Below are 24,644 nucleotides of genomic sequence, written 5' to 3'. Positions count from 1 at the left end.
TTATGTCTACAATTGAGCAATCTGCAAAAGGAAAAAAAGACGGAGATATCAGATATTTAACGCCTTTAAACATTGAAACTAACAAAACTAAAAAATATTGCCGTTTCAAAAAATCTGGAATCAAATATATCGATTATAAAGATGCTGATTTCTTATTGAAATTCGTTAATGAGCAAGGAAAAATTCTTCCTCGTCGTTTAACTGGAACTTCATTAAAATACCAAAGAAAAGTTTCTGTAGCTGTAAAAAGAGCTCGTCACTTAGCTTTAATGCCATACGTGGCCGATTTATTAAAATAGTATAAAAATCTAGTCGCTGGTTTCTGTTAGAACAGAACCTAACTTCTAAAATATAAGGACAACAACATGGAAATTATTTTAAAACAAGACGTACAGAACTTAGGATTTAAAGATGATGTAGTATCTGTAAAACCTGGTTACGGACGTAACTTTTTAATTCCTCAAGGTTTTGCTACTTTAGCAACACCTTCTGCTAAAAAAGTTTTAGCTGAAAACCTAAAACAAAGAGCACACAAAGAAGCTAAAATTGTTGCTGATGCAAAAGCGTTAGCAGAAACAATTAAAGCTCTTGAAATTAAAATTTCTGCAAAAGCTGGTGGAGAGAAACTTTTTGGTTCTATCACAAACATCGACATTGCTGAAGCTTTAGAAAAATCTGGAAACGTTATCGACAGAAAATTCATCACTAGTGGTATCGTAAAACGTATTGGAAAATACAATGCAAGTATCCGTTTACACAGAGATGTAATTGTTGAGTTACCATACGAAATTGTTGCTGAAAAGTAATAGTTTTAAAACCTATATTAAAATCCCGATGTAAATCGGGATTTTTTTTGTTTAAAAAAAACTGACACTAACAATTAGATTTATGGCTGAGGCTTAGAGCTTGCAGCGTAAAGTTTAAAACTTAAAGGGAAATGAAATACGCGAGATTAACAAAAGAGCAGTTTGATGAATTACATACTGAATTTGCAAGTTTTTTGGCTACACAAGCAATAGATAGAAAGGAGTGGGAAGAACTTAAAGTTAATAAACCAGAAGTTGCAGAACAGGAACTTGATGTTTTTTCAGATTTGATCTGGGAAGGCGTATTGACTAGAGCAGAATATTTGGAGCACTTTTCTAAGAATCATATCTTTTTATTTCATTGTTTTGATACCTACATTCAATCTATTGTTTTAAAATCATTTTCTCCTGAAGTTGATTTTTTAACTAAAGACGGACTTCAATGGTTGAGTGATAATATGTTTACTGACAATATTGAAATGAAGGTAGGGAAGAAGGTTTTTACAGAGGAACGAAATTCTTCAATTTTTGAATTGATTAAACAAGGTGCTTTTTTAAGCGACGGTCAATTATTTAATCAAATTAATACCATTATCGAATCTTAATTCTAGTTTTTTTGAAAACGTCTAAATGGCAATCAATTCACAAATAATTGTTTGCCATTTTTTATTTTTTAACTTTTGTTTAATGTTTTTGTTAATTTTGACCCCGTATTTCTACGTGATTATTTCTAATCTTTCAATATATTGAAAAAAGAACTTTTTTTTTTGGGGTAAATTACTTAAATGAACTCTTTAACAGACAATTTCGCCTTTAAAATCTGTTAAATATGTAGGATTTTACTTTATTTATATCGATTTAACATATTTTGTTTATTATTTTATCTAGTTAATAAACAGCAGCGAAATTATGTTAAATGTAGCGATTTTTCTAATGTTTTACGTCGTCCAGAGTTATCGAATTAAAGTTTTAAGAATAAATTATAAGAATTTTAGGCTTGTTTTATGTTTTTGTTTTTCCTAATTTTAGATAACAAAAGTTAAACAAAGTTTTCTTTTGGTTTCTAAACATACAGGTAAAATTATTTTACTAATTGTTGAGATTGAAATTAGAACAATTAAATAATAACTTAATAAGTCTGCTTATGGAATTGACAATTACTTTCTTTATCAAATTTACTTTAGTTGTTTACCTTATTTTAGCTTTATTTTTTACTCTATTAAGCTTACTTCGTCTCAACGATAATTTTAATCGTTATAATATATTTAGTTTTTTGTCAAAACGTTTACCTTTTAGTTTGCTGTCTTATAATTACCCCATTGGGTGTACTAATTGTAAGGAGTAATAATTTTATTGGATATAATGAAGATTCTAATCTAGCCTTGTAGCTTGATATTTTTGGGAATGACTAATCAACCTTCTCTAAAAAATGAATTGACTATATAGAATTCCCCAGTTCTGCTTCGACTAAGAAATTTTCGTAATGAAAATTTGACCTACAACAAATCACTCCTCTGGGAAAACTGACAACAATCATTTTTCCTGAAAATGCAGAACTTATTTTGTCTCAGAGAGATCGAATTTGTTCTCCGGTATATTTTGGTATGCCGAACTCAGCATATTTTTTTTTACTAAAACAGAGTTTGACAGCTTTTTTACAAGTTGCTGTATTTTGTTTTAACTGTTTGATTTTTAATTGATTGTTTAATTGCTTAAGTGCTTGCACTTATTGCAAGAGGTGTTTTATTGTCCATTTTCTAATCTTCCAAATTATGAAAAAAAAATTTACTTTTTGTAATCTCTTTCAAAAGAGATTATTGGGACTTTTAACTTTATTCTTTATATGTACTCATGCATTCTCTCAGACTATTTGTAGACCTGTGTCTCAGACAAATAGTACGGGAGGAGGACTTTTATGTATAGGAGTAGATGTTAATAGTCCAGCCAATGCTTATGATAGTGCTGGCTTATCAACTTATGCAACTCTAACAAATGGTGTTGGATTGCTGGGATGTTTCGCCGAAGAAACAATGACTTTGAACCAAACGGCACGAGCCGGTGACCAAATTGCTATTTACTTTGGTACGGGTAATGGTTTGCTTGATTTAAGTTTACTGTCAAATGCTTCTCTTCAAGCGAAAAATTCTGGAACAAATGTAGGTTCAAGTGTGGCTTTAAACAGTCCGCTTTTGAATTTAAACTTACTAAATGGCAATACTGTTGCTGTTGCAAAGTTTCCGATAACAGGCGATACCAACCAAATTCAAGTACAGGTTGGAGGTTTAGTAAGTCTCTTGGTAAATTTAAGAATTTATGATGTTAGATTAGAATTTGCACAGCCAACTGTCTCTGGCGGTTTAACACAGACTATTTGCGCTGGAATTCCAACAACTCTTACCGCAACACCAGCTGCGGGTACTTCGCTAGCTTGGTATAGTTCTGAATTTTCGACAACAGCTTTGGCGGTAGGAAATACGTATACAACTCCTGCCTTAACAGCAAATACGACATATTATATAGGAATAACTAGAGCAGCAGGGTGCGAAGGAAATGTTCGTGTACCTGTTGTTTTAAATGTTTCTAATCCGGTTGCACCTGCAATTAGTAACACAGGACTTACCGTTTGTTCTACAGGATCTACACAGCAGACTACTTTGTCAGTTGTAAATGCTGTTCCAGGAACAACTTATTCTTGGTATGCTACTTCAAATGGAGGTACCGCATTAGCAACAGGTACGACTTATTCGCCAACTGTTTCTTTAGGAACTACTCCATTTTTTGTGGAAGGTTCCATAGGAGGCTGCATTAGTCCAACTCGTACTCAGGTTAATGTTGTTTCTACAGCTGTTCCAGCTACACCAACAGTTTTGACACAAAGTGTAACAATACAATCTGGTCAGAATGCAACTTTAAACGCAACAACTTCAGAAGTTGGGGCACAATTAAATTGGTATGAAACGGCTACTGGCGGAACTGCTGTTGCGACCAATACAGCCACTTTTACGACGCCAATTTTAACAGCTACTAAAACCTATTATGTTGAAGCGCAAAGTCCAAATGGAAATTGTGTTAGTGCAACTAGAGTACCGGTTACTGTAACGGTTCAGCCAGCTTCACTTATGGGCTGTCTTGAAGCAGGAAGTCAGCAGATTACTCAAAACGGTTTGTGTTTATTATGTAGTTCTACAAATCCAAATTTTTCTGTAGATGGAAATACAGCAACTGCAACCCGATTAACTGTACCAGTTGGGTTAGTAAACGGGTATATTCAGCAGACATTACAATTTAATAATCCTGGAAAAGCAGGAGACATTGTTGATGTTGAATTAGAATTGCCAAGCGGTTTAGCTGATGTACAATTATTAAGCGCAGTTAGTTTAGCAACATATAATGGACTAACTTATAATAACGATCGAATTGCTATAAATAATCCTCTTATTACTTTGCAATTATTAAGTGGCAATAGATTTAGAGCAAGTGTTACGGCAGGAGCCAATTTTGATCGAGTAGAAATTCGATTAGGAGGATTGGCAACAGTTTTGACAAGTGTAGATATTTATCAGGCAGCATATAGATATAAGGCACCTACGATTACTGGAGATACAACTATTTGCAGTGGATCGAGTACAACGTTGACAGCGGCTCTTGCAGTGGGAGAAACTGTAAATTGGTATAGTGCTGCTACAGGAGGGACTTCGTTAGCTTCTACAGCTGCATTTACAACTCCTGCTTTAACTACACCAACGACTTATTATGTTGAGGTTACAAGAAATGGTTGTGTGAATAGCGAAAGAAATCCAATTCAAGTATTAATAGATAATCCTGTATTGCCTACTGTTACTGCTTCACCTACAACCATTTGTAGCGGTCAGAATACGACTTTAACTGTTCAGGCACCTGTTGCAGGTACTACATATAATTGGTATGATGCTGCCACAGGCGGTACTTTACTATTTACAGGTAATGCTTTTACGACTCCTGTATTAACTGTAAATACATCTTATTTTGTAGAAGCTGCTATCGGTGCATGTACAACTCCAACACGCACAACAGTAAATTTGACTGTTAGTCCAATACCTGCAACACCGACTTTTACAGCATCTAATGTAATTATTCAGTCTGGTCAGAGTGCTACATTGACAATTGCGAATCCAGATTCTGGAGTACGATATAATTGGTATGATGCGGCAACAAATGGAAATCTAGTAGCTACTAATGTTACTTCCTTTACGACTCCAATATTAACAAGTAATCAAACTTATTATGTAGAGGCTTCTGATTTAACAACTGATTGCCCTAATACAGCAAGAGGAGTGGTTACGGTTACGGTAATAGCAAATGCTAGTACTTGTTTGCAGGCTAATTCTCAAGTATCATCAAATGATGGTATATTATGTGTATTATGTGCGCCTACAGACCCAAATAATGCCGTTGATGGTGATATTACTACTTTCTCACAGCTTAGTGTACCAGTTGGTGTGGGGGCTTACTTACAGCAACAATTGATTTTTGCAAATCCAGGTTTGGCAGGAGATATCATCGATGTTGATTTAGAAGTTCCAGGAGGGCTTTTAGATATAGGGGCATTATCTAATGTTACTCTTGCCACTTATAATGGTGCCACTTATAATAATGACAGAACAGCGGTAAATGGTGGTTTATTAAACATTCAATTATTATCTGGAAATAAATTTAAAGCTAGTTTAACAGCAACAGCGGCGTTTGACCGTATAGAAGTGCGATTGGGAGGTACTGCAACTTTATTAAGTAATTTATATATTTATCAAGCGGCTTATAGATATCCAAATGCTACAATTACTGGAGCTGCAGCACCAATTTGTGCTGGTCAGACAGCTAATTTATCTGCAACTTCAGCGGGAGGAGAAACTTTTGTATGGTATGATGCTCCAACAGGAGGAAATATTGTAACAGTATCTCCAACAGCAGCTTTATCAGCTACCATTACTTATTATTTAGAGGCAACTCGCGGAACTTGTATAAATAGCTTACGTCAAGCTGTGACAGTTAATGTTTTGCCAATACCGACTGCAGCAGATATTGTAATTACAAGTCCAGTTGAAGCGACTTGTACAGGAGAGGCGGTTTTAACCCCATCTTCTGCTATTGCAGGCGTTCAGTTCAAATATTACACAGATCAAAATAAAACTACAGAAATAGTAGACGGAAGTGTCATTGGTGGAGTAACATTCGCAAAAGATGCTCTGACTGGTGCTCTTTCATTAAGCGGTTTAACTGCTGCTGGAGCTCCTTATAATTATTATATCTCTACATTAAATGGTGGTACTTGTGAAAACGTGAATGGAGATTTAAAACAAGTAACGGTTAATTTCCCTTCAACAACTCCTTTAACTGTCATTACTACTCCATTGCAAGCTTGTGGAAGTGCTAATTTGGTAAATGCAATCACTAATTTTGATTCGACAGGAGCTACTACTTATACTTTTTACGATCCTTCAAATAATGTAATAACTGCCGATGCGGCTGCAAATATAACAATAAGCGGAGTTTACTCTATAGAAGCACAAAGTGCAACAAGCACTTGTCCTTCAGCTAAACAATCTGTAACGGTAACAATTAATGCTTTACCAAGTTTGACAGTAACTACTCCGCAAGAATCTGTAAACGTTGGAACAGATGTTCCATTAAATGCAGTTTCTACGGGGACAATTACATGGTTTGATCCGCAAGGAAATCCAATTGCTGGACCTCCATTTACAACTGGTCCACTAAATATTCCGGGAATTTATACTTATACAGCTGTTGCAAGTGACGGAATTTGTACTACAACTGCAACTAAAATAATCAATGTAATTGACCTTACAAGCTGTCAAAACTTAACAGAACGAGTTTATGCTTCTGCACAATCTCAAGGTTCTATAATCACTGGAGGTGTTTCAAACGGTGCGAATGCAGTTGACGGAAATCCTCAGACATTCTCAACAATTACTACAGGTTTAGGACTTTTGGGAGTTGGTACAACATGGCAGAATTTAACTTGGTCTTCTCCTATTGCTAAAGGTACTCCAGTAACGGTTAAATTAGGTTCTGAATATAGTTTATTGGCTGTTGGCCAGAATTTATCAGTAGTTGGAACTATTGGAGGAACTCCTATCGGCGCAATGCAGCCTGTTTCTGGGTCATTGTTAAATCTGATTTCAGGAGATAATACATATGAATTTACTTTTGTTCCTTCAGATGCATCTGGACCACAAGATTATGACGGTATTCGTATTCAATCAGCCTCACTTTTAAGTGTTGCTCAAAATACAAAAGTATTTGATGCTCATTATAATAAACCTGTTACAGCAGTAACTTGTACTTCAGGAGATATTCAGGATATTTTTTATGGTGCAACAGATTTAGGAATCGGAGCAGCAACTGCATTAGTAGGAGTAAGTGATGCTTGGAATATTGCTGACAATGATGTGACTACTTTTGCAACAATGTATAGTGGGGCAGGAGTCTTAGCGGCTGCAGATTTAACAGCGCAATTTAAAACACCTTCTGTTCTTAGTGATACTTTAAGAATTGTGATTTCTAAACCGGGGACTCTTTTAAGTGTTAATGCGCTTACAGGGTTTTCAATTCAGCGCTATTTAGGAAATGTGGCAGTTGGTGCTCCAATTCAAAATACAAGTACATTGTTGAGTGTAAAATTATTGCCTGGGAATTCTTTGGCAATGGTATTAGTATCTTCTCCAACAGAAATTTACGATAGAGTTAGAATTCGTTTAGGAGGTGTTGCAGGTGTACTAGATTTCTTAAGAGTTCATACTGTAGAAAGAACAGCCAATACAACTGTCATTGGAGCAGATCCGCAGAATAAAATAACGGTCTGTCCAGGATCCGATATTACGCTTCAGATACCCGAAGTGGCTTGCTCTACTTATCGATGGTACGATGCAGAAACAGGAGGAAATTTGGTTGCAAGCGGACCGACTTTTACGGTGCCAGATAATTTAACTGCAGGAATCTACAGATATTATGTGCAGCCAGTACGTTATGGTTGTGAAAATTACGCAAGAGGAGAAGTTACTGTTGAAGTGAAAGCTTCTGCTCCATTAAATGCTTTGACAGATATTACGTTGAATGGAGGAACAGCAACATCAATTTGTTCTGCTTCTGGAACTGTAACTTTAGCAACAAGCTTAAGCGGAACGCCAGTTTTAACAAATCCTGTTTACCACTGGTATCGTTTTGATGGAACGACCAGCCAGTTAATCCCAGGTGAAACGACTGCACAGTTGGGAGTAAACGGATTGGCTCCTGGAACTTATACTTATTTTGTTGGAGTGAGTTCGGATGAATTGTGTGAAACTGCAGCTGCGGACAGAAAACAAATTACATTCACTATTTTGCCTCCTTCAACAGTAAACGATATTACAGTTGACGATGTAACAGTTTGTAATGGTGTTCCGGCATCTTTAACTCCGTCAGCACCAACATTAACTAGTCCAGTATTCACTTGGTACTTAGATGCTAATAAAACACAACCAATTACAAATGGAGCTGTAATAGCAGGAGTTACTTATGCTATAGATGCTGCCGGTGTATTAACCGCTACAGGTTTAACAAAAGCGGTAAGTCCGATAACGTATTATGTAGCTGTTGCTAGCACTAATACCTGCGAAAATTTAGCAGGAACATTGCAAGATGCGGTAATTATTATTAGTGATCCAAATACGCCAACAACTACAAATAGTACTCAGAATTTCTGTTTGTCTTCTGCGTCTACAGTTGCAAATATTCAAGCAAATGAAAGCAATGTGATTTGGTACGATGCAGCAGTAGGAGGAAACGTAATTGCTTCAACTACTCCATTAGTAAGCAGAATTTATTATGGAGCAGCAACTGATGCGGTTACTGGCTGTGAAAGCTCTGTAAGATTGGAAGTAACAGTAAATGTAAACGATCCAGGAACTCCGACTTTAGTAACTGCAGGAGTGCAAAATTTCTGTCAGGAAGATCAGCCAACATTTGCAAGCGTTCAGTTTAATGAAGCAAACATCGTTTGGTATACGGCATTAACAGGCGGAACATTGATTCCATCTACTACAGCTCTGACAACAGGACAATATTTTGCTGCGATTAGCGATCCAACAACAGGCTGCGAGAGCGCCACAAGATTTACAGTCGATGTGATTGTAAACGATCCGGGTACGCCAACACTGGTGACTGCAGGAGCACAAAACTTCTGTCTGGCAAATGCACCTACATTTGCAAGCGTTCAGTTTAATGAATCGAACATAGTTTGGTATACGGCATTAACAGGCGGAACATTGATTCCATCTGCTACAGCTCTGACAACAGGCCAGTATTTTGCAGCCATCTCAGATCCGACAACAGGCTGTGAGAGCGCTACAAGATTGACGGTCGATGTGATTGTAAATGATCCGGGGACGCCAACACTGGTGACAGCGGGAACGCAAAACTTCTGTCTGGCAAATGTACCGACATTTGCAAGCATTCAGTTTAATGAAACTAATATCGTTTGGTATACAGCAATAACAGGCGGAACAGTTATAGCTCCAACAACAGCTTTGACAACAGGCCAGTATTTTGCGGCAATCTCAGATCCGACAACAGGCTGCGAGAGCGCTACGAGACTAACAGTTGATGTGATTGTAAGCGATCCGGGTACGCCAACACTGCTAACTGCAGGAACTCAAAACTTCTGTCTGGCAAATGCTCCGACATTTGCAAGCGTTCAGTTTAATGAATCGAACATCGTTTGGTATACAGCAATAACAGGCGGAACAGTGATTGCGCCAGCAACAGCTTTGACAACAGGACAATATTTTGCGGCAATCTCAGATCCGACAACAGGCTGCGAGAGCGCCACAAGATTGACGGTTGATGTGATTGTAAACGATCCTGGAACACCGACACTGGTGACTGCAGGAACACAAAGTTTCTGTAAAGAAGATCTTCCAACATTTGCGAGCGTTCAGTTTAATGAATCGAACATAGTTTGGTATACGGCATTAACAGGCGGAACATTGATTCCATCTATTACAGCTCTGACAACAGGACAATATTTTGCAGCGATTAGCGATCCAACAACAGGCTGCGAGAGCGCCACAAGATTGACGGTTGATGTGATTGTAAACGATCCGGGAACACCGACACTGGTGACTGCTGGAACTCAAAACTTCTGTCTGGCAAATGCGCCGACATTTGCAAGCGTTCAGTTTAATGAAACTAATATCGTTTGGTATACAGCTTCAACAGGCGGAACATTGATTCCATCTGCTACAGCTCTGACAACAGGCCAGTATTTTGCAGCGATTAGCGATCCGACAACAGGCTGCGAGAGCGCTACAAGATTGACGGTCGATGTGATTGTAAATGATCCAGGAACGCCGACATTGGTGACAGCGGGAACGCAAAACTTCTGTCTGGCAAATGCACCGACATTTGCAAGCGTTCAGTTTAATGAATCGAACATCGTTTGGTATACAGCTATAACAGGCGGAACAGTGATTGCGCCAGCAACAGCTTTGACAACAGGCCAGTATTTTGCAGCGATTAGCGATCCAACAACAGGCTGCAAAAGCGCTGCGAGACTAACAGTTGATGTGATTGTAAGCGATCCGGGTACGCCAACACTTGTGACAGCGGGAACTCAAAACTTCTGTCTGGCAAATGCACCGACATTTGCGGGCGTTCAGTTTAATGAATCGAACATCGTTTGGTATACAGCTATAACAGGCGGAACAGTAATTGCGCCGACAACAGCCTTAACAACAGGCCAGTATTTTGCAGTCATCTCAGATCCAACAACAGGCTGCGAGAGCGCTACAAGATTGACAGTTGATGTGATTGTAAATGATCCAGGAACGCCGACATTGGTGACAGCGGGAACGCAAAACTTCTGTCTGGCAAATGCTCCGACATTTGCAAGCATTCAGACAAACGAGACTAATATTGTCTGGTATACAGCAATAACAGGTGGAACAGTTATAGCTCCAACAACAGCTTTGACAACAGGCCAGTATTTTGCGGCAATCTCAGATCCGACAACAGGCTGCGAGAGCGCTGTAAGATTGACGGTTGATGTGATTGTAAGCGATCCGGGTACGCCAACACTGGTGACTGCTGGAACTCAAAACTTCTGTGTGGCAAATGCTCCGACATTTGCGAGCGTTCAGTTTAATGAAACTAATATCGTTTGGTATACAGCTTCAACAGGCGGAACAGTAATTGCTCCAACAACAGCCTTGACAACAGGACAGTATTTTGCGTCAATCTCAGATCCGACAACGGGCTGCGAGAGCGCTTCAAGATTAACTGTTAACATAACTGTGTCAGATCCTGCAACACCAACAACAAACGCTTCGGCACAAACTTTTTGTACAGGAGCAAATCCGACAGTGGCTAATATTCAAGTGAATGAAAGCAATGTAGTTTGGTATACAGCTCAAACAGGAGGAACAGCTTTAGCTTCTACAGCTGCTCTAACTACGCAAACTTATTTTGGAGCAATTAAGGATCCAGTAACAGGATGTGAAAGCAGTATAAGATTACAAGTAGCTGTAACGGTTGGTAATACAATAAACCCAACAACAAACAATACAGCACAGACTTTTTGTTCTGCAAACTCTCCGACAATTGCAAATATTCAAGTAAACGAAAGCAATGTAACATGGTATACAGCTGCAACTGGAGGAACAGCAATTCCTGTAGTAACGGCTCTTACTTCTGGAATATATTTTGGAAATATTGTTGATCCAGCAGGTTGCGAAAGCTCAACTCGTCTTCAGGTAACAGTGACAGTAGCCGATCCAAGTCCAACGCCGACGACAGCTAATACAACTCAAAACTTCTGTACTTTAAATTCGCCAACTGTGGCAAATATTCAAGTAAACGAAGCAAATGTTGTTTGGTATAGCACAGCAACAGGAGGAACAGCAATTCCGCCAACAACAGCGCTTGTTACAGGAACTTATTATGGAGCAGTTTCAAGTGCGATAGGTTGTGAAAATCCAGCAAGATTGGCTGTTACGGTAAATGTAAATTCACCAAGTGTAATTACAACACCAAGAACAACACAGACATTCTGTTTATCTGCTTTGCCAACATTAGCTAATATTTTGGTAAACGAACCAAATGTGGTTTGGTATGCATCTGCAACTGGTGGAACTCCATTAGCAAATACCACTCCGCTTACGGCAACTACTTATTATGCAGGGGCGTTAGCTAATACATTTAATGGTTGTGATAACGGACCAAGATTAGGAATTACCATTGCATTTGAAAATGATGCTGCAGTTCAACTTACTTCTACAGATGATACTCCATGTGTATTCAAAGGTGTAACTTATTCAATTGCAAATGGAAAATCCAATTATGTATGGACTATTAACGGAGGTACTATTATTTCAGGAGGTGGTACAAACGATGGATCTGTAACCGTTTCTTGGTCAGACATCGGACCAGGAACAGTAACAGTAGCTTATGTTAACAATTGTGACGAAAGAACAATGAAGACTTTAAATGTTACTGTAGCAAGCTGTTCAGATTTAACGATTACTCATACAGTTGATAATCCAACTCCAAATTTTGGTGATCAGGTAACCTTTACTATCACAGTGAACAATGTAGGAGAAGGCGATTTCATAAATACTATTGTAAGTGATTTACTTCCTAGCGGTTTGCAATTAGTTAGTTCATCTGCAACATCAGGAACATATGATCCAGCGACGCAGCTTTGGACAATACCAACGCTAAATGCAGGTCAGAGTGTAGTATTAACAATTGTTGCAGAAGTATTGCCAAACGGTAATTATACAAGTGTAGCAACTGTGGAAACTTCAACTCCTTTAGATGTTGATGCTTCAAACAATTCAGCTTCAGTTACATTAGAACCAATTTGTTTAACGGTTTACAATGAGTTTACTCCAAATAATGATGGCAAAAACGATTTGTTCAGAATTGACTGTATTGAATCTTATCCAAACAACGAGCTGAAAGTGTTTAATAGATACGGTGCATTAGTGTATAGTAAAGCACATTATGAAAATGATTGGAACGGAACAGCAAATGTATCCGGTGTAGTTAATAGAGGAGATATGCTGCCAACAGGTACTTATTTTTATGTGATAACCATTGGAGATGGAACGGTTAAAAAAGGCTGGTTGTCTATCATGAGATAACCCACTTCTATTAATCATCTAATTAATTAAACTAAATAAGTATCGTTATGAAACTATATATAAAATCATTAGAAACATATTTCATTTTAATATGTTCTTTTATTACGGTTTGCGCTTCGGCACAACAAGATCCCGAATATACGCAGTATATGTATAACACTATGGCGGTAAATCCAGCGTATGCTGGATCTACCGGAACCATAGAGGCAGCACTTTTATATCGTTCGCAATGGGTAGGAATGCCAGGCGCTCCAGAAACACAATCTTTTTCTGTTCATTCTCCACTTAGAAATGAAAAACTAGGAGTAGGTTTAAGCGTTGTAAATGATAAAATTGGCCCTTCAAATGAGCTGTATCTGGATGGAAATTTCTCTTATTCAATACCTCTTGGCTACGAACAAAGATTGGCGTTTGGTGTAAAAGCGGGTACAAGGATGTTAAACATCGATTGGTCTAAAGGGAGATATTACGATGATGATGATGTTTTGTTAAATCAGAACATTAACAATCAGATGAAATTAGCAGTAGGAGCAGGGGTTTACTATTATACAGAAAAATGGTATGTAGGATTCTCTATTCCGAGTTTTATTCAGAATGATTACTATGACGATGTTCGTGAATCTATTGATTATGATCGTATGCATTACTATTTAATGGGAGGTTATGTTTTTGATTTGAATCCAAATTTGAAATTTAAACCAGCATTTTTAGTGAAAGCAGTAAGCGGGGCTCCCATCACTGCAGATATATCAGCAAATTTCATGATTCAAGAAAAGTTTGTTATAGGAGGAGCGTATCGAACAGATGATTCGATAGCTATACTGGCAGGTTTTCAAATTTCACCAAGTTTCTTTCTTGGATATTCTTTTGATTACACTGTAAGCGAATTGAACAAATACAACGATGGTTCTCACGAATTCATCTTGCGTTATCAATTTGTTCAAAAACAAAGTAAAATTAAATCTCCTCGATTCTTCTAAAAACAAAACTTATGAGAAAACTATATATCCTATGTTTAATTTTGAGCGTTACTTTTAGTTTCGCTCAAAAAACTAACTTAAAGAAAGCTGATGCTTTGTTTAGAAGCTTTTCTTATCTGGATGCTTCCAAAGCTTACGAAGAATGTTTGCAAAACATAAAAGATCCATCAGCGCAGACTTTGAAGAATGCGGCAGATTCTTATTATTTTATTTCTGATTCTAGAAATGCACTAAAATGGTATAAAAAATTATATGAAGTGCAGGGAAATAATCTGACTGATATTTACTATTTGCGTTACATTCAATCTATGAAAGCAGTTATGGATTATGATGAGGCAGATAAAATCACAAAAGAATACCTGAATAAAAAAGGAGATAAAGCAGAAATTAACCGATATGTTGCCCAAAAGAAGTACATGGACAGCGTTGCGAAGGCAAAACCTCTTTATACCATTAAAAATTTAGATATTAATACGAGTAAATCAGATTTTGGAGCTACATTTTTCAAAGATAACATCGTATTTACATCGGCTCGAGATACGACGAAGTTTAGTGAGAAATTGTATACTTGGAACAATCAGCCTTTTCTAAATCTGTATATCGCAGAAAGAAATCCGGCAGATGGAAGTTTATTCAACGAAACGGTTTTTCTTCCAAATGTAATGACTAAATATCACGAAGCAACTGCAAGTTTTGACAGTCAGGGAAAAACGATTTATTATTCGACCAATATTGTAAAGAAAAACAAATTGGTTGTTGATGAAGCGAGGGTAAATAATTTCCAGATTGTCAAAGGATCCATCGTCAATAATAAATTAGAAAATCCAGAAAAAGTGTTTTTTGATAGTGACGATTATTCTGTTGGACATCCGTCATTAAGCGAAGATGGAAAATTGCTTTTCTTTGCTTCAGATATGCCAGGCGGACAAGGAGAAACCGATTTGTACATGGTAAAAATTGCGGCAGACGGCACAATGAGTTCGCCTCAGAATCTCGGCCCTAATATTAATACTATTGGGAATGAGGTGTTTCCATTCTTTCAAAACGGAGTTTTATATTTTTCTTCTGATGGGCACTACGGTTGGGGAGATTTGGATGTTTACGAAAGTAAGCTTCAGGCAGATGGAACTTTTTCAGTGCCAAAAAACCTTGGAGCACCTATCAATAGCAACAAAGACGATTTTTCTTTTATCATTGACAAAACAGATGCTTACGGCTATTTCTCTTCAAATAGAGCAGGAGGTAAAGGAGACGATGATATTTATTCTTTCGTAAAAGGAAAACCAGTTTGCAACCAAAGTATTTCTGGAATGGCAATAGATCGTAAAACGAAAAAACCTTTAGCAGATGTCACTATAATGGCGTACAACTCTTTTAGTGAAGTTTTAGGCGAAACCAAAACAAATTTTGATGGAAAATATGCTATCGAAGTTCCTTGTAACAAAGTAGTCAAAATGATTGCTGCAAAACCAAATTACAGCAGTGACGATAAAACTGTGGAAACCACCGATCAGAATGGAGGCGAAATAAAAGATGTCAATTTTGAGCTGAGCAATTACGATGATTTGGTTGTTAAAAAACAAGGAGTAGAAAAAGTAGATGTAAACCCGATTTATTTTGATTACGATAAGTATGACATTACGCCAAAAGCAGTAGAAGAATTATCTAAGGTTGTGTTCATCATGCAGAAATTCCCAAACATCAGAATCAAAATTGAATCTCATACCGATTCGCGCGGAAAAGATTCGTACAACTTGAAACTTTCAGACAATAGAGCAAAATCAACTCGAGATTATATCCTTTCGCAAGGCATAGATGCTTCTAGAATTGAAAGTGCCATTGGGTATGGAGAAACCCGATTAATTAATAAATGCAAAAATGGTGTAAAATGTTCTGAGGAAGAACATCTCTTAAATAGACGTTCAGACTTTATCATTATTCAAAAATAATTTTATATTTTCGCTGTAAAATGTTGATTTTCAGTTAAAAATATAAAACGTCGAAACCATTTGGAAGTTGGTTTTTTTTAATTCTTTTTTAAGAATAATGGACAAGGAGAAAATCAGACTGCATGAATTTGCAGTCTGATTTTTGATTTCTAAAACTTTTATTTTTTCTGCATTGTAACAAAAATAAATTCTAATTTTGATATTCAGTTTTTCATCACAATAATCTGCAATATTTTACAATTTATGAGCATTCAAGAGACTATTCAAGCATTACGAAATGAACTTAATCAACACAACTATAATTACTATGTGTTAGACAATGCTACAATTTCAGATTATGATTTTGATATTAAATTAAAAGAACTTCAGGATTTAGAAGATAAACATCCAGAGTTTTTTGATGAAAACTCGCCAACACAAAGAGTAGGTGGAGCTGTTACCAAAAATTTCAAAACAGTTGCGCATCAGTATAGAATGTATTCTTTGGATAATTCTTATTCTAAAGAAGATCTTTTGGATTGGGAAAACCGTATTCAAAGAGTTTTAGGGAATGTTGACTTGCAATACACTTGTGAGCTAAAATATGATGGAGCTTCGATAAGCATTACTTACGAAAACGGAAAACTAGTTCAAGCCTTGACACGTGGAGATGGTTTTCAAGGAGATGAGGTCACTACTAATATAAAAACTATAAAATCAGTTCCTTTACATTTGAAAGGAAATTATCCAGATAAATTTGATATTCGAGGCGAAATAATTCTGCCATTTGCTGGTTTTGAAAAGATGAATCAGGAATTAATCGAAATTGGCGAAACACCTTATTCAAATCCAAGGAACACAGCTTCAGGAAGTTTAAAATTGCAAGACAGCGCTGAGGTTGCCAAACGTCCGCTGGAGTGTCTTCTTTATTTTGTGACAGGGAATAATTTGCCATTCAAGACTCAATATGAAGGATTGGAATTGGCTAGAAGCTGGGGCTTTAAAGTGCCTATGGAAGCAAAACTAGTCAACAGTATGGATGAGGTTTTTGACTTTATTGATTATTGGGATACGCACCGCCATAATTTACCTTATGAAACTGATGGAGTTGTGATAAAGGTCAATAGTATCCAGCATCAGGAAGAATTAGGGTATACAGCAAAATCACCACGTTGGGCAATTGCTTACAAATTCAAATCAGAACAAGTTTCAACTGTATTAAAATCAATTTCATATCAAGTCGGAAGAACGGGAGCTATAACACCAGTGGCGAATTTGGAGCCTGTACAGCTTGCAGGTACCATTGTAAAAAGAGCTTCTCTTCATAATGCCGATCAGATTGAAAAATTAGACATAAGAATAAATGATACTGTTTTTGTTGAAAAAGGAGGAGAAATCATTCCAAAAATCATTGCAGTAGATTTAGAAAAACGTCCTGAAAATTCAGAACCAACGCATTATATTGCGTATTGTCCAGAATGCCACACCGAATTGGTTCGAAATGTTGGTGAAGCCAATCATTATTGTCCTAATTTCTACGGATGTCCTCCGCAAATTATCGGAAGAATCCAGCATTATATTTCAAGAAAAGCAATGGATATTGAAGGACTTGGAGGTGAAACTGTCACTTTATTATTTAAAAATGGTTTGGTGCATAATTATGCAGATTTATATGAATTGAAAGTTGAGGATATTCTGCATTTGGAAAGAATGGCTCAGAAATCTGCAGAAAATTTGGTAAATGGAGTTCAGAAATCAAAAGAAATTCCGTTTGAGAGCGTCTTGTTTGCGCTTGGAATCCGTTTTGTGGGAGAAACTGTGGCTAAAAAACTTGCCAAACATTATAAGAATATCGATGCTTTAGCACAAGCTTCTTTAATGGATTTAGTTTTAGTTGATGAAATTGGAGAAAGAATCGCCAAAAGTGTTGTCGAATTCTTCGAAAATGAAGAAAACAGAAAAATTATTGAGCGTTTAAAAAGTTATGGAATCCAATTTGAAATTGAAGAAAAAATAAACCCAAATGCTACTGATAAATTTGTTGGAAAAATTTTTGTGGTTTCTGGCGTTTTCAGTCAATTTTCTAGAGACGAATTAAAGAAAACCATAGAAGATAACGGAGGGAAAGTAGGAAGCTCAATTTCTGCAAAAACAGATTTTGTAGTGGCAGGAGATAATATGGGGCCAGCAAAACTGGAAAAAGCAACAAAGCTAAACATCCCTATATTATCAGAAGAAGATTTTATAAACAAACTGAATGAAGCTTAATAAACCGTCATTAATTTTGTTCTTTTTTGCCTTGTTGTGTACAATTATTTTTGATTGGACTCAGCAAGAAGTTTTTGCGACATACTCAAAAGCGATTGTTCTTCCTGCTATTTTTATTTATTATTTAATTAGCAGTGAGTTCGAAATAAAAAAAACAGAAGGTGTCATTTTTCTCTTTTGTTTTGTTGGACAAGTTTATGATTTGATGGATGTAGAAAGTTCCGAACTAGGAGGAGTGCTTTGCTTTCTGGCGGTATATGGCTTAATTGTTACCTTATTTATTAGGGAACATGAACGGATAAAACTAACTAAACGAGATATTTTGCCAATTTCTATTGTAGTTGTTTTTATAGTGTATTTATTGATTTCTGTTTTGAGTCTGCAGCTTGACAGTATGAGAAAATTTATTTGGATTTACACTGTATACGGAATCGTTTTGAGTGTATTAAGCTATTTCTGCTTCGTAAGCTACATCACAAAAGGAACGCATATCGCTTTATTGATGTCTCTGATGGCAATAAGCTATATCTTTTCTGATATCTTTTACATTTTTAATGAATATTTCTCGTATTCGGTCGTTCTAGTCCTAATACGAGATACAACTCAAATTCTAGCTTATTTCTTTATGGTAGAATACTTTTTAGAAAAAGCTAGAATTCAAAAAAAGACTACACTACAATAGTGGCGCTTTGATTGGTATGAGCTTTATCTTTGTCAAAATAGAAATCGATGCGGCCTAAATTGATTCCGTAGCATCCTACTTGATTTACCAATACATCTTTTCCAGCCTTGTTCTTTACAACTGTAGGTTTGTCTAAGAAGGTATGAGTATGTCCTCCAATAATCAGATCTATATCTTGAGTTTGTGCGGCAAATGTCAAATCACTAATTTTCGTTGGCTCATCTTTGTATTTGTAACCTAAATGCGAAAGACAAATTACCAAATCACATTTCTGTTCTTGTTTTAAAAGTTTTGTCATATCTTGAGCAACTTCAACAGGATTGTTATAAACTGTTTCTAGGTACAATTTTTTGTCTACCAAACCTTGAAGCTCAATTCCAACGCCGAAAACACCAACTTTAATTCCGTTTTTATTGAAGATTTTGTACGGTTTAACATGTCCGTCCATAACGGTATTTTTGAAATCATAATTAGAATTGATAAAGTCAAAACTTGCATGCGGAAGCTGAGCATACAATCCGTCAAGACCATTGTCAAAATCGTGGTTTCCAATTGTTGAAGCATCATATTTCATCATGCTCATCAATTTAAATTCCAATTCACCTCCATAATAATTGAAATAGGGTGTTCCTTGAAAAATATCACCTGCGTCTAACAAAAGCACATTTTGATTTTCTCTACGAATAGTTTCAATCAAGGCAGCACGACGAGAAACGCCTCCTTTATTAGGATTACGCGGATCATCAGCAGGAAAAGGATCAATGTGGCTGTGCACATCATTTGTATGTAGAATTGTTAGATGCTTAATGTCGTTACTTTCAAAACTGCTCAAAGACAATCCTAAACTTAATAGGGCAGTACTTGCTGCTGTTTTTTCGATAAACTCTCTTCTTTTCATTTTATATGTTTTTTTGCCAGAGGCGCTATGTCGTTTTAATTTTTTTTTTTAGCCACCAAATTCACGAATTAACACGAATTGGTTTTTCAATCATTTAAAAATTTGTGCAAATTTGTGTAATTCGCGGCAAACTCTTTTATTCTTCTGTTATTCTGATATTTTTTGGAGCAACAACTGTGTCTACTTCTTTAAAATAATCAATCAAAACATCTCTAAGTTTGTAGTTTAAGTCAAACTTTTGAGTGCTTTTTGCAAAGAAAGTCATGCTGTCGCCTCCATTTGCCAAATAGTCATTTGTAGCAACATAATACGTTTTGTTTAGATCAAGCAGTTTACCTTGAACCATGATATCTTTTGCCTTGTTGTCTTTTGTAATAGTAAACGTCATTCCAGACAAAGGCTGAGGTTTTTTCTCCTTAATAATATAAGAAGCAATATCTAAGATTTGATCACCTTTTAAAGCCATCACAACCAAACTGTTTTCAAACGGCATAATTTCAAAAGCCGTTCTAGTGGTAACATTTCCTTTAGGAAGAATAGCGCGAATACCGCCATGATTTAAAAGACATACATCAATATCTTTCTTTTCGCGTGCATTAAAAACGATGTTTCCTCTTTGCACACAAACATCTGCCATTAAGCTTCCAATGCCAGTTTGCCACTTTCCCGTGCTTTTGTCAAGAGTCTCAGGGCAATACGCCAATACATTATCCAAATCCTTATTAATGTGATCGCGATAAGGCTTAATAAAATTTTCAATTTCAGCTGTTTCGCCAGCTTTTTCACTAACAGTAAGCTGTTTTCCCTCAATTTTAGTTAAATTGTAGTTTTTTGTACTACATGAAGAGATTGAAAAAAGTGTTAAGAATATAACAAAAAGTTTTAAAAATCCGTTATACTTTTTTAGTTTTACCATTTTAAATGCAACTTAAATAATTAATTTTGTAATCTGGTAAAAGTACTATGTTTTTGAATTATATAAAGGAGTTTTTTGTAAAAAAATCATTAAATGTTAATTTAAATAATGAAAAAAGCGAAGTATTTGCTAAAAACGTTCAAACAATTGGTTTATTGATAGATGAGAGCACTTTTGAATATTCAGAAGCCGTAATAAAAGAGTTAGCGCTCCACGGAATTGCTTTAGAAAATATAAAAGTTCTTGCCTACAAAGAAAAATTTAAGGAAAAAGAAGCCTATTCGCGTCCAACTTTTGGTAAAAAACACATCAATTGGAACGGAGAAATTACAGAAGGTTTCTTAAATGAATTTATAAATTCAGAATTTGATCTTTTGCTAAGTTACTACGATATTGAAAATGTTTTTTTAATGTTGGTAACCAGCAATTCAAAAGCTAAATTTAAAGTCGGATTTTCCGCTGTAGATCAAAATCTGAACCGATTGACAATTAGTACAGAATTAGGAAACTATAAACTATTCATTTCGGAATTGTTTCGGTATTTAAAAAATATAAAATAAATTTTAATTAATAATATGCAATCATTAATAGGTACGGGTGTTGCGCTTGTAACGCCATTTAAAAAAGATTTTTCTGTTGACATCGAAGCTTTACAGCGTATTGTAAACTTTTCTATAGATGGTGGAGTGGAGTATCTTGTTGTGATGGGAACAACAGCTGAAAATGCGACCCTTACAGCAGAAGAGAAAGAATTGGTTATAAAGACTGTAATCGATGTGAATAAAGGAAGACTGCCTCTAGTTTTAGGAGTTGGAGGTAATAATACTATGCAGATTGTAGAAGAGTTAAAAACAAGAGATTTTTCTGCTTTTGAAGCGATATTATCTGTTTCTCCATATTATAATAAACCTACTCAGGAAGGAATTTATCAGCACTTTAAAGCAATTGCTGAAGCTTCTCCAATTCCTGTAATCCTATATAATGTTCCAGGTAGAACGGCAAGCAACATGCTTCCTTCGACAGTGGTACGTTTGGCTAACGATTTTAAAAATGTTGTAGCAATTAAGGAAGCTGCTGGAGATATGGCTCAAGCAATGCAGATTATTAAAAATGCTCCAAAAGATTTCTTAGTGATTTCTGGAGATGATATGCTGGCGCTTCCAATCGTTTTAGCGGGTGGAGCAGGAGTTATTTCTGTAATCGGACAAGGTTTTCCTAAAGAATTTTCGGAAATGATTCGATTAGGATTGAATAAAAAAGCCGCAGACGCTTTCAAAACACATTACTTTTTATCAGACAGTATCGATATGATTTTTGAGCAGGGGAATCCAGCTGGAATCAAACAAATTTTCCAAGCACTTGGAATTGCTGAGAATACTGTTCGTCTTCCATTGGTATCTGTTGATGATTCTCTAGCAACAAGACTTAATGAGTTTGTAAAAAACAGCATTAAATAATTGTTAAAGTGTTAGTATTTTAAGATACTAAAAAATTATTTTGCAGTAGCTAAATTAATAACTAAATTTGTCACCGAAACTTCGGTGCAATTTCACTTTGGCATAATTGTCTGAGAGATTGTAATAACAGTAAGAAAATGAAAAAAATACTATCGCTATTAATTGTTGTAACTCTTTTTTATTCTTGTGGAGAATATCAAAAAGCATTGAAAAATGAAGATGTTGCAGCAAAATTTGAAATGGCAACAAAAATGTATGATGCCGGTAAATACACAAAAGCGATTCGTCTTTTTGAGCAATTAGCCACTTCTTACCGAGGAAAACCTCAGGCAGAAAAGCTTTTTTACATGTTTTCGCAATCTTATTATAAAACAAAACAATATTATCTAGCTGGTTATCAGTTCGAAGCATTTGTTTCAGGTTATCCAAGAAGTGAAAAAGTACAGGAAGCTGCGTTTTTAGGGGCATATAGCTATTCTAAATTATCGCCAGTTTACAGCTTAGATCAGGCAGATACAGTAAAAGCATTGGAGAAATTACAGGCTTTTATTGATAATTATCCAAACTCAGAATACATTCCTCAAGCAAACGAGGCTGTGCAAAAACTGAACGGAAAATTAGAGAAAAAAGCATATGAAAATGCTAAAGGATACAATACAATTTCAGATTATAAATCGGCAATAATAGCTTTTGATAACTTTATAGCAGATTTTCCTGGAACGCCTTTAAAAGAAGATGCATTGTTTTATAAATACGATTCAGCATATCAATTGGCCATTAACAGTGTTCCTTCAAAAATGGAAGAGCGTCTGCACGTTGCGCAAACCGCTTATGCTAATCTGTTGAAGTTTAAAAGCGATACAAAATACAAAGAAAAGGCAGACGAAATGAATGCCAGAGTTGAAACAGATTTACAAAAATTTACTAAATAAAATAAAGTCATGGATTTAAAAAAGACGAATGCTCCTGTAAACACAATAACTTACAACAAAACAGTTATTGAAGAGCCAACAGGAAATGTGTATGAGGCAATTACCATTATGGCTAAAAGAGCAAATCAAATTAATTCAGAGATTAAAAAAGAATTGACTGAAAAATTAGAAGAGTTTGCTACTTATAATGATAGTCTAGAAGAAGTTTTTGAAAATAAAGAACAAATTGAAGTTTCTAAATTTTACGAAAAATTACCAAAACCACACGCTTTAGCTGTTCAAGAATGGTTAGACGGTAAAACTTACCACAGAAGTTCAAACAAATAATAGTACAATGTCAGTTTTAAACGGGAAAAAGATTTTACTGGGTGTTTCCGGTGGAATTGCAGCCTATAAAACAGCCACTTTAGTACGACTTTTTATAAAAGCAGGTGCACATGTCCAAGTGATCATGACACCTGCTTCTAAGGATTTTGTAACCCCACTTACATTATCTACTTTATCAAAAAATCCAGTACATTCAAGTTTCTTTAATCAAGATGATGAAGATGAGGTTTGGAACAATCATGTAGAATTGGCTCTTTGGGCAGATTTTATGCTGGTTGCGCCTGCTACTGCAAATACTTTGTCTAAAATGGCGACGGGAAATTGCGATAATCTTTTAATTGCTACCTATTTATCGGCAAAATGTCCAGTTTATTTTGCACCTGCAATGGACTTGGATATGTACAAGCACCCTTCAACTTTATCTAGCTTTACTGCATTAAAACAGTATGGAAACATTATGATTCCTGCTGAAAGCGGAGAATTGGCTAGCGGTTTATCTGGAGAAGGCCGAATGGCTGAACCTGAAAATATTGTTGCTTTTTTAGAAGCTGATTTAGAGAGCAAGTTGCCGCTAAAAGGAAAAAAAATACTTGTTACTGCTGGTCCAACATACGAAGCGATAGATCCTGTGCGTTTTATTGGAAATCATTCTTCTGGTAAAATGGGATTTGATATTGCCAATGAAGCGGCGAGCTTAGGAGCAGAAGTATTTTTGATTGCAGGTCCGACTCATTTAAAAGCTAAAAATAGTCTAATAAAAGTGGTTGATGTTGTTTCAGCTCAAGAAATGTATGATGCTTGTCATTTGCATTTTAATGAAGTTGACGCGGCAATTGCAGCCGCAGCTGTTGCAGACTACAGACCTAAATTTGTTGCAGATCAGAAAATTAAGAAAACCACAGAAGAATTTTCAATAGAGCTGGAAAAAACAAAAGACATACTGTCTTCTTTGGGTGCCATCAAAAAAAATCAGTTTTTAATCGGATTTGCTTTAGAAACCGAAAATGAAATTGAAAATGCTAAGTTGAAAATTCAGAAAAAAAACTTAGATTTGATTGTTCTAAATTCCTTACAAGATAAAGGTGCCGGTTTTAAGAAAGATACCAATAAAGTAACGTTTATTGATAAGAATTTTGAAATTGAGCCAATGGAATTGAAATCAAAAGAATCTGTAGCGGCTGATATTTTGAATAAGGTTATTCAGCATTTTTCAAAATCATCAATTTAAAATATACGCCGGAAACATAATTTGGAAGCAATTTATGTTTGTAAAA

15 protein-coding genes are annotated in these 24,644 nt (G+C 36.0%); 13 read left to right on the top strand and 2 right to left on the bottom strand.

Annotated features, from left to right (window positions below; translation table 11 throughout):
• The first annotated feature begins 2 nt into the window (after positions 1-2).
• The 8 genes from rpsR to BLP44_RS11050 all read left to right on the top strand — a co-directional run bounded on the left by rpsR (position 3) and on the right by BLP44_RS11050 (position 18,840).
• The gene (gene rpsR / locus BLP44_RS11085; RefSeq protein ID WP_002987043.1) at positions 3-299 is read left to right on the top strand and encodes a 30S ribosomal protein S18; all 297 of its coding nucleotides are present in this window, start codon (positions 3-5) and stop codon (positions 297-299) included.
• A gap of 66 nt (positions 300-365) precedes the next feature.
• A complete protein-coding gene (rplI, locus tag BLP44_RS11080) occupies positions 366-806 on the top strand; it encodes a 50S ribosomal protein L9 (RefSeq protein WP_008463036.1) in 441 nt (146 codons plus the stop codon).
• Between the two features lie 131 nt (positions 807-937).
• Positions 938-1,411, top strand: coding sequence for a DUF6495 family protein (locus BLP44_RS11075; protein WP_091132831.1), 474 nt, complete (start codon positions 938-940; stop codon positions 1,409-1,411).
• A gap of 1,167 nt (positions 1,412-2,578) precedes the next feature.
• Positions 2,579-12,982, top strand: a complete 10,404-nt coding sequence (locus BLP44_RS11070) for an Ig-like domain-containing protein (protein WP_091132828.1) — start codon at positions 2,579-2,581, stop codon at positions 12,980-12,982.
• A 47-nt stretch (positions 12,983-13,029) separates the two neighbouring features.
• Complete coding sequence (locus BLP44_RS11065; protein ID WP_008463042.1) at positions 13,030-13,962, top strand: PorP/SprF family type IX secretion system membrane protein; 933 nt, start codon at positions 13,030-13,032, stop codon at positions 13,960-13,962.
• Between the two features lie 11 nt (positions 13,963-13,973).
• Positions 13,974-15,911 (top strand): OmpA family protein, encoded by a 1,938-nt coding sequence (locus tag BLP44_RS11060; RefSeq protein WP_091132824.1) that lies wholly within the window; start codon positions 13,974-13,976, stop codon positions 15,909-15,911.
• Positions 15,912-16,154: 243 nt separating this feature from the next.
• Complete coding sequence (ligA, locus tag BLP44_RS11055) at positions 16,155-18,158, top strand: NAD-dependent DNA ligase LigA (RefSeq protein WP_091132821.1); 2,004 nt, start codon at positions 16,155-16,157, stop codon at positions 18,156-18,158.
• The gene (locus tag BLP44_RS11050; protein WP_008463048.1) at positions 18,148-18,840 is read left to right on the top strand and encodes a hypothetical protein; all 693 of its coding nucleotides are present in this window, start codon (positions 18,148-18,150) and stop codon (positions 18,838-18,840) included. Before ligA ends, BLP44_RS11050 begins: the two co-directional genes overlap by 11 nt.
• On the opposite strand, the gene BLP44_RS11045 is transcribed toward BLP44_RS11050, so the two are convergent.
• Together BLP44_RS11045 and BLP44_RS11040 are read right to left on the bottom strand one after the other, a co-directional pair.
• The gene (locus BLP44_RS11045) at positions 18,827-19,738 is read right to left on the bottom strand and encodes a bifunctional metallophosphatase/5'-nucleotidase (RefSeq protein ID WP_091132817.1); all 912 of its coding nucleotides are present in this window, start codon (positions 19,736-19,738) and stop codon (positions 18,827-18,829) included. The genes BLP44_RS11050 and BLP44_RS11045 overlap by 14 nt on opposite strands.
• Before the next feature lie 136 nt (positions 19,739-19,874).
• Complete coding sequence (locus BLP44_RS11040; protein ID WP_091132814.1) at positions 19,875-20,654, bottom strand: 5'-nucleotidase C-terminal domain-containing protein; 780 nt, start codon at positions 20,652-20,654, stop codon at positions 19,875-19,877.
• 47 nt (positions 20,655-20,701) lie between these two features.
• On the opposite strand from BLP44_RS11040, the gene BLP44_RS11035 reads away from it, so the two are divergent.
• The 5 genes from BLP44_RS11035 to coaBC all read left to right on the top strand — a co-directional run bounded on the left by BLP44_RS11035 (position 20,702) and on the right by coaBC (position 24,598).
• Entirely contained in the window at positions 20,702-21,214 is a 513-nt protein-coding gene (locus BLP44_RS11035) for a DUF6913 domain-containing protein (protein WP_091132810.1), read from the top strand.
• 15 nt (positions 21,215-21,229) lie between these two features.
• Positions 21,230-22,111 carry a 4-hydroxy-tetrahydrodipicolinate synthase gene (gene dapA, locus BLP44_RS11030; protein ID WP_008463059.1) on the top strand — a complete coding sequence of 294 codons (882 nt, stop codon included), beginning with the start codon at positions 21,230-21,232 and terminating at the stop codon, positions 22,109-22,111.
• Positions 22,112-22,248: 137 nt separating this feature from the next.
• Positions 22,249-23,043 carry an outer membrane protein assembly factor BamD gene (locus BLP44_RS11025; protein WP_008463062.1) on the top strand — a complete coding sequence of 265 codons (795 nt, stop codon included), beginning with the start codon at positions 22,249-22,251 and terminating at the stop codon, positions 23,041-23,043.
• A gap of 9 nt (positions 23,044-23,052) precedes the next feature.
• A complete protein-coding gene (locus BLP44_RS11020; RefSeq protein WP_008463064.1) occupies positions 23,053-23,370 on the top strand; it encodes a DNA-directed RNA polymerase subunit omega in 318 nt (105 codons plus the stop codon).
• A gap of 7 nt (positions 23,371-23,377) precedes the next feature.
• A complete protein-coding gene (coaBC, locus tag BLP44_RS11015; protein ID WP_066035019.1) occupies positions 23,378-24,598 on the top strand; it encodes a bifunctional phosphopantothenoylcysteine decarboxylase/phosphopantothenate--cysteine ligase CoaBC in 1,221 nt (406 codons plus the stop codon).
• Positions 24,599-24,644: the final 46 nt, after the last annotated feature.

The organism is Flavobacterium anhuiense (assembly GCF_900101855.1).
In the GTDB taxonomy this organism is placed as follows: Bacteria; Bacteroidota; Bacteroidia; order Flavobacteriales; family Flavobacteriaceae; genus Flavobacterium; species Flavobacterium anhuiense.
Note: the sequence above shows the minus strand (reverse complement) of the source record. Positions and strands in the feature narration are given on the sequence as shown.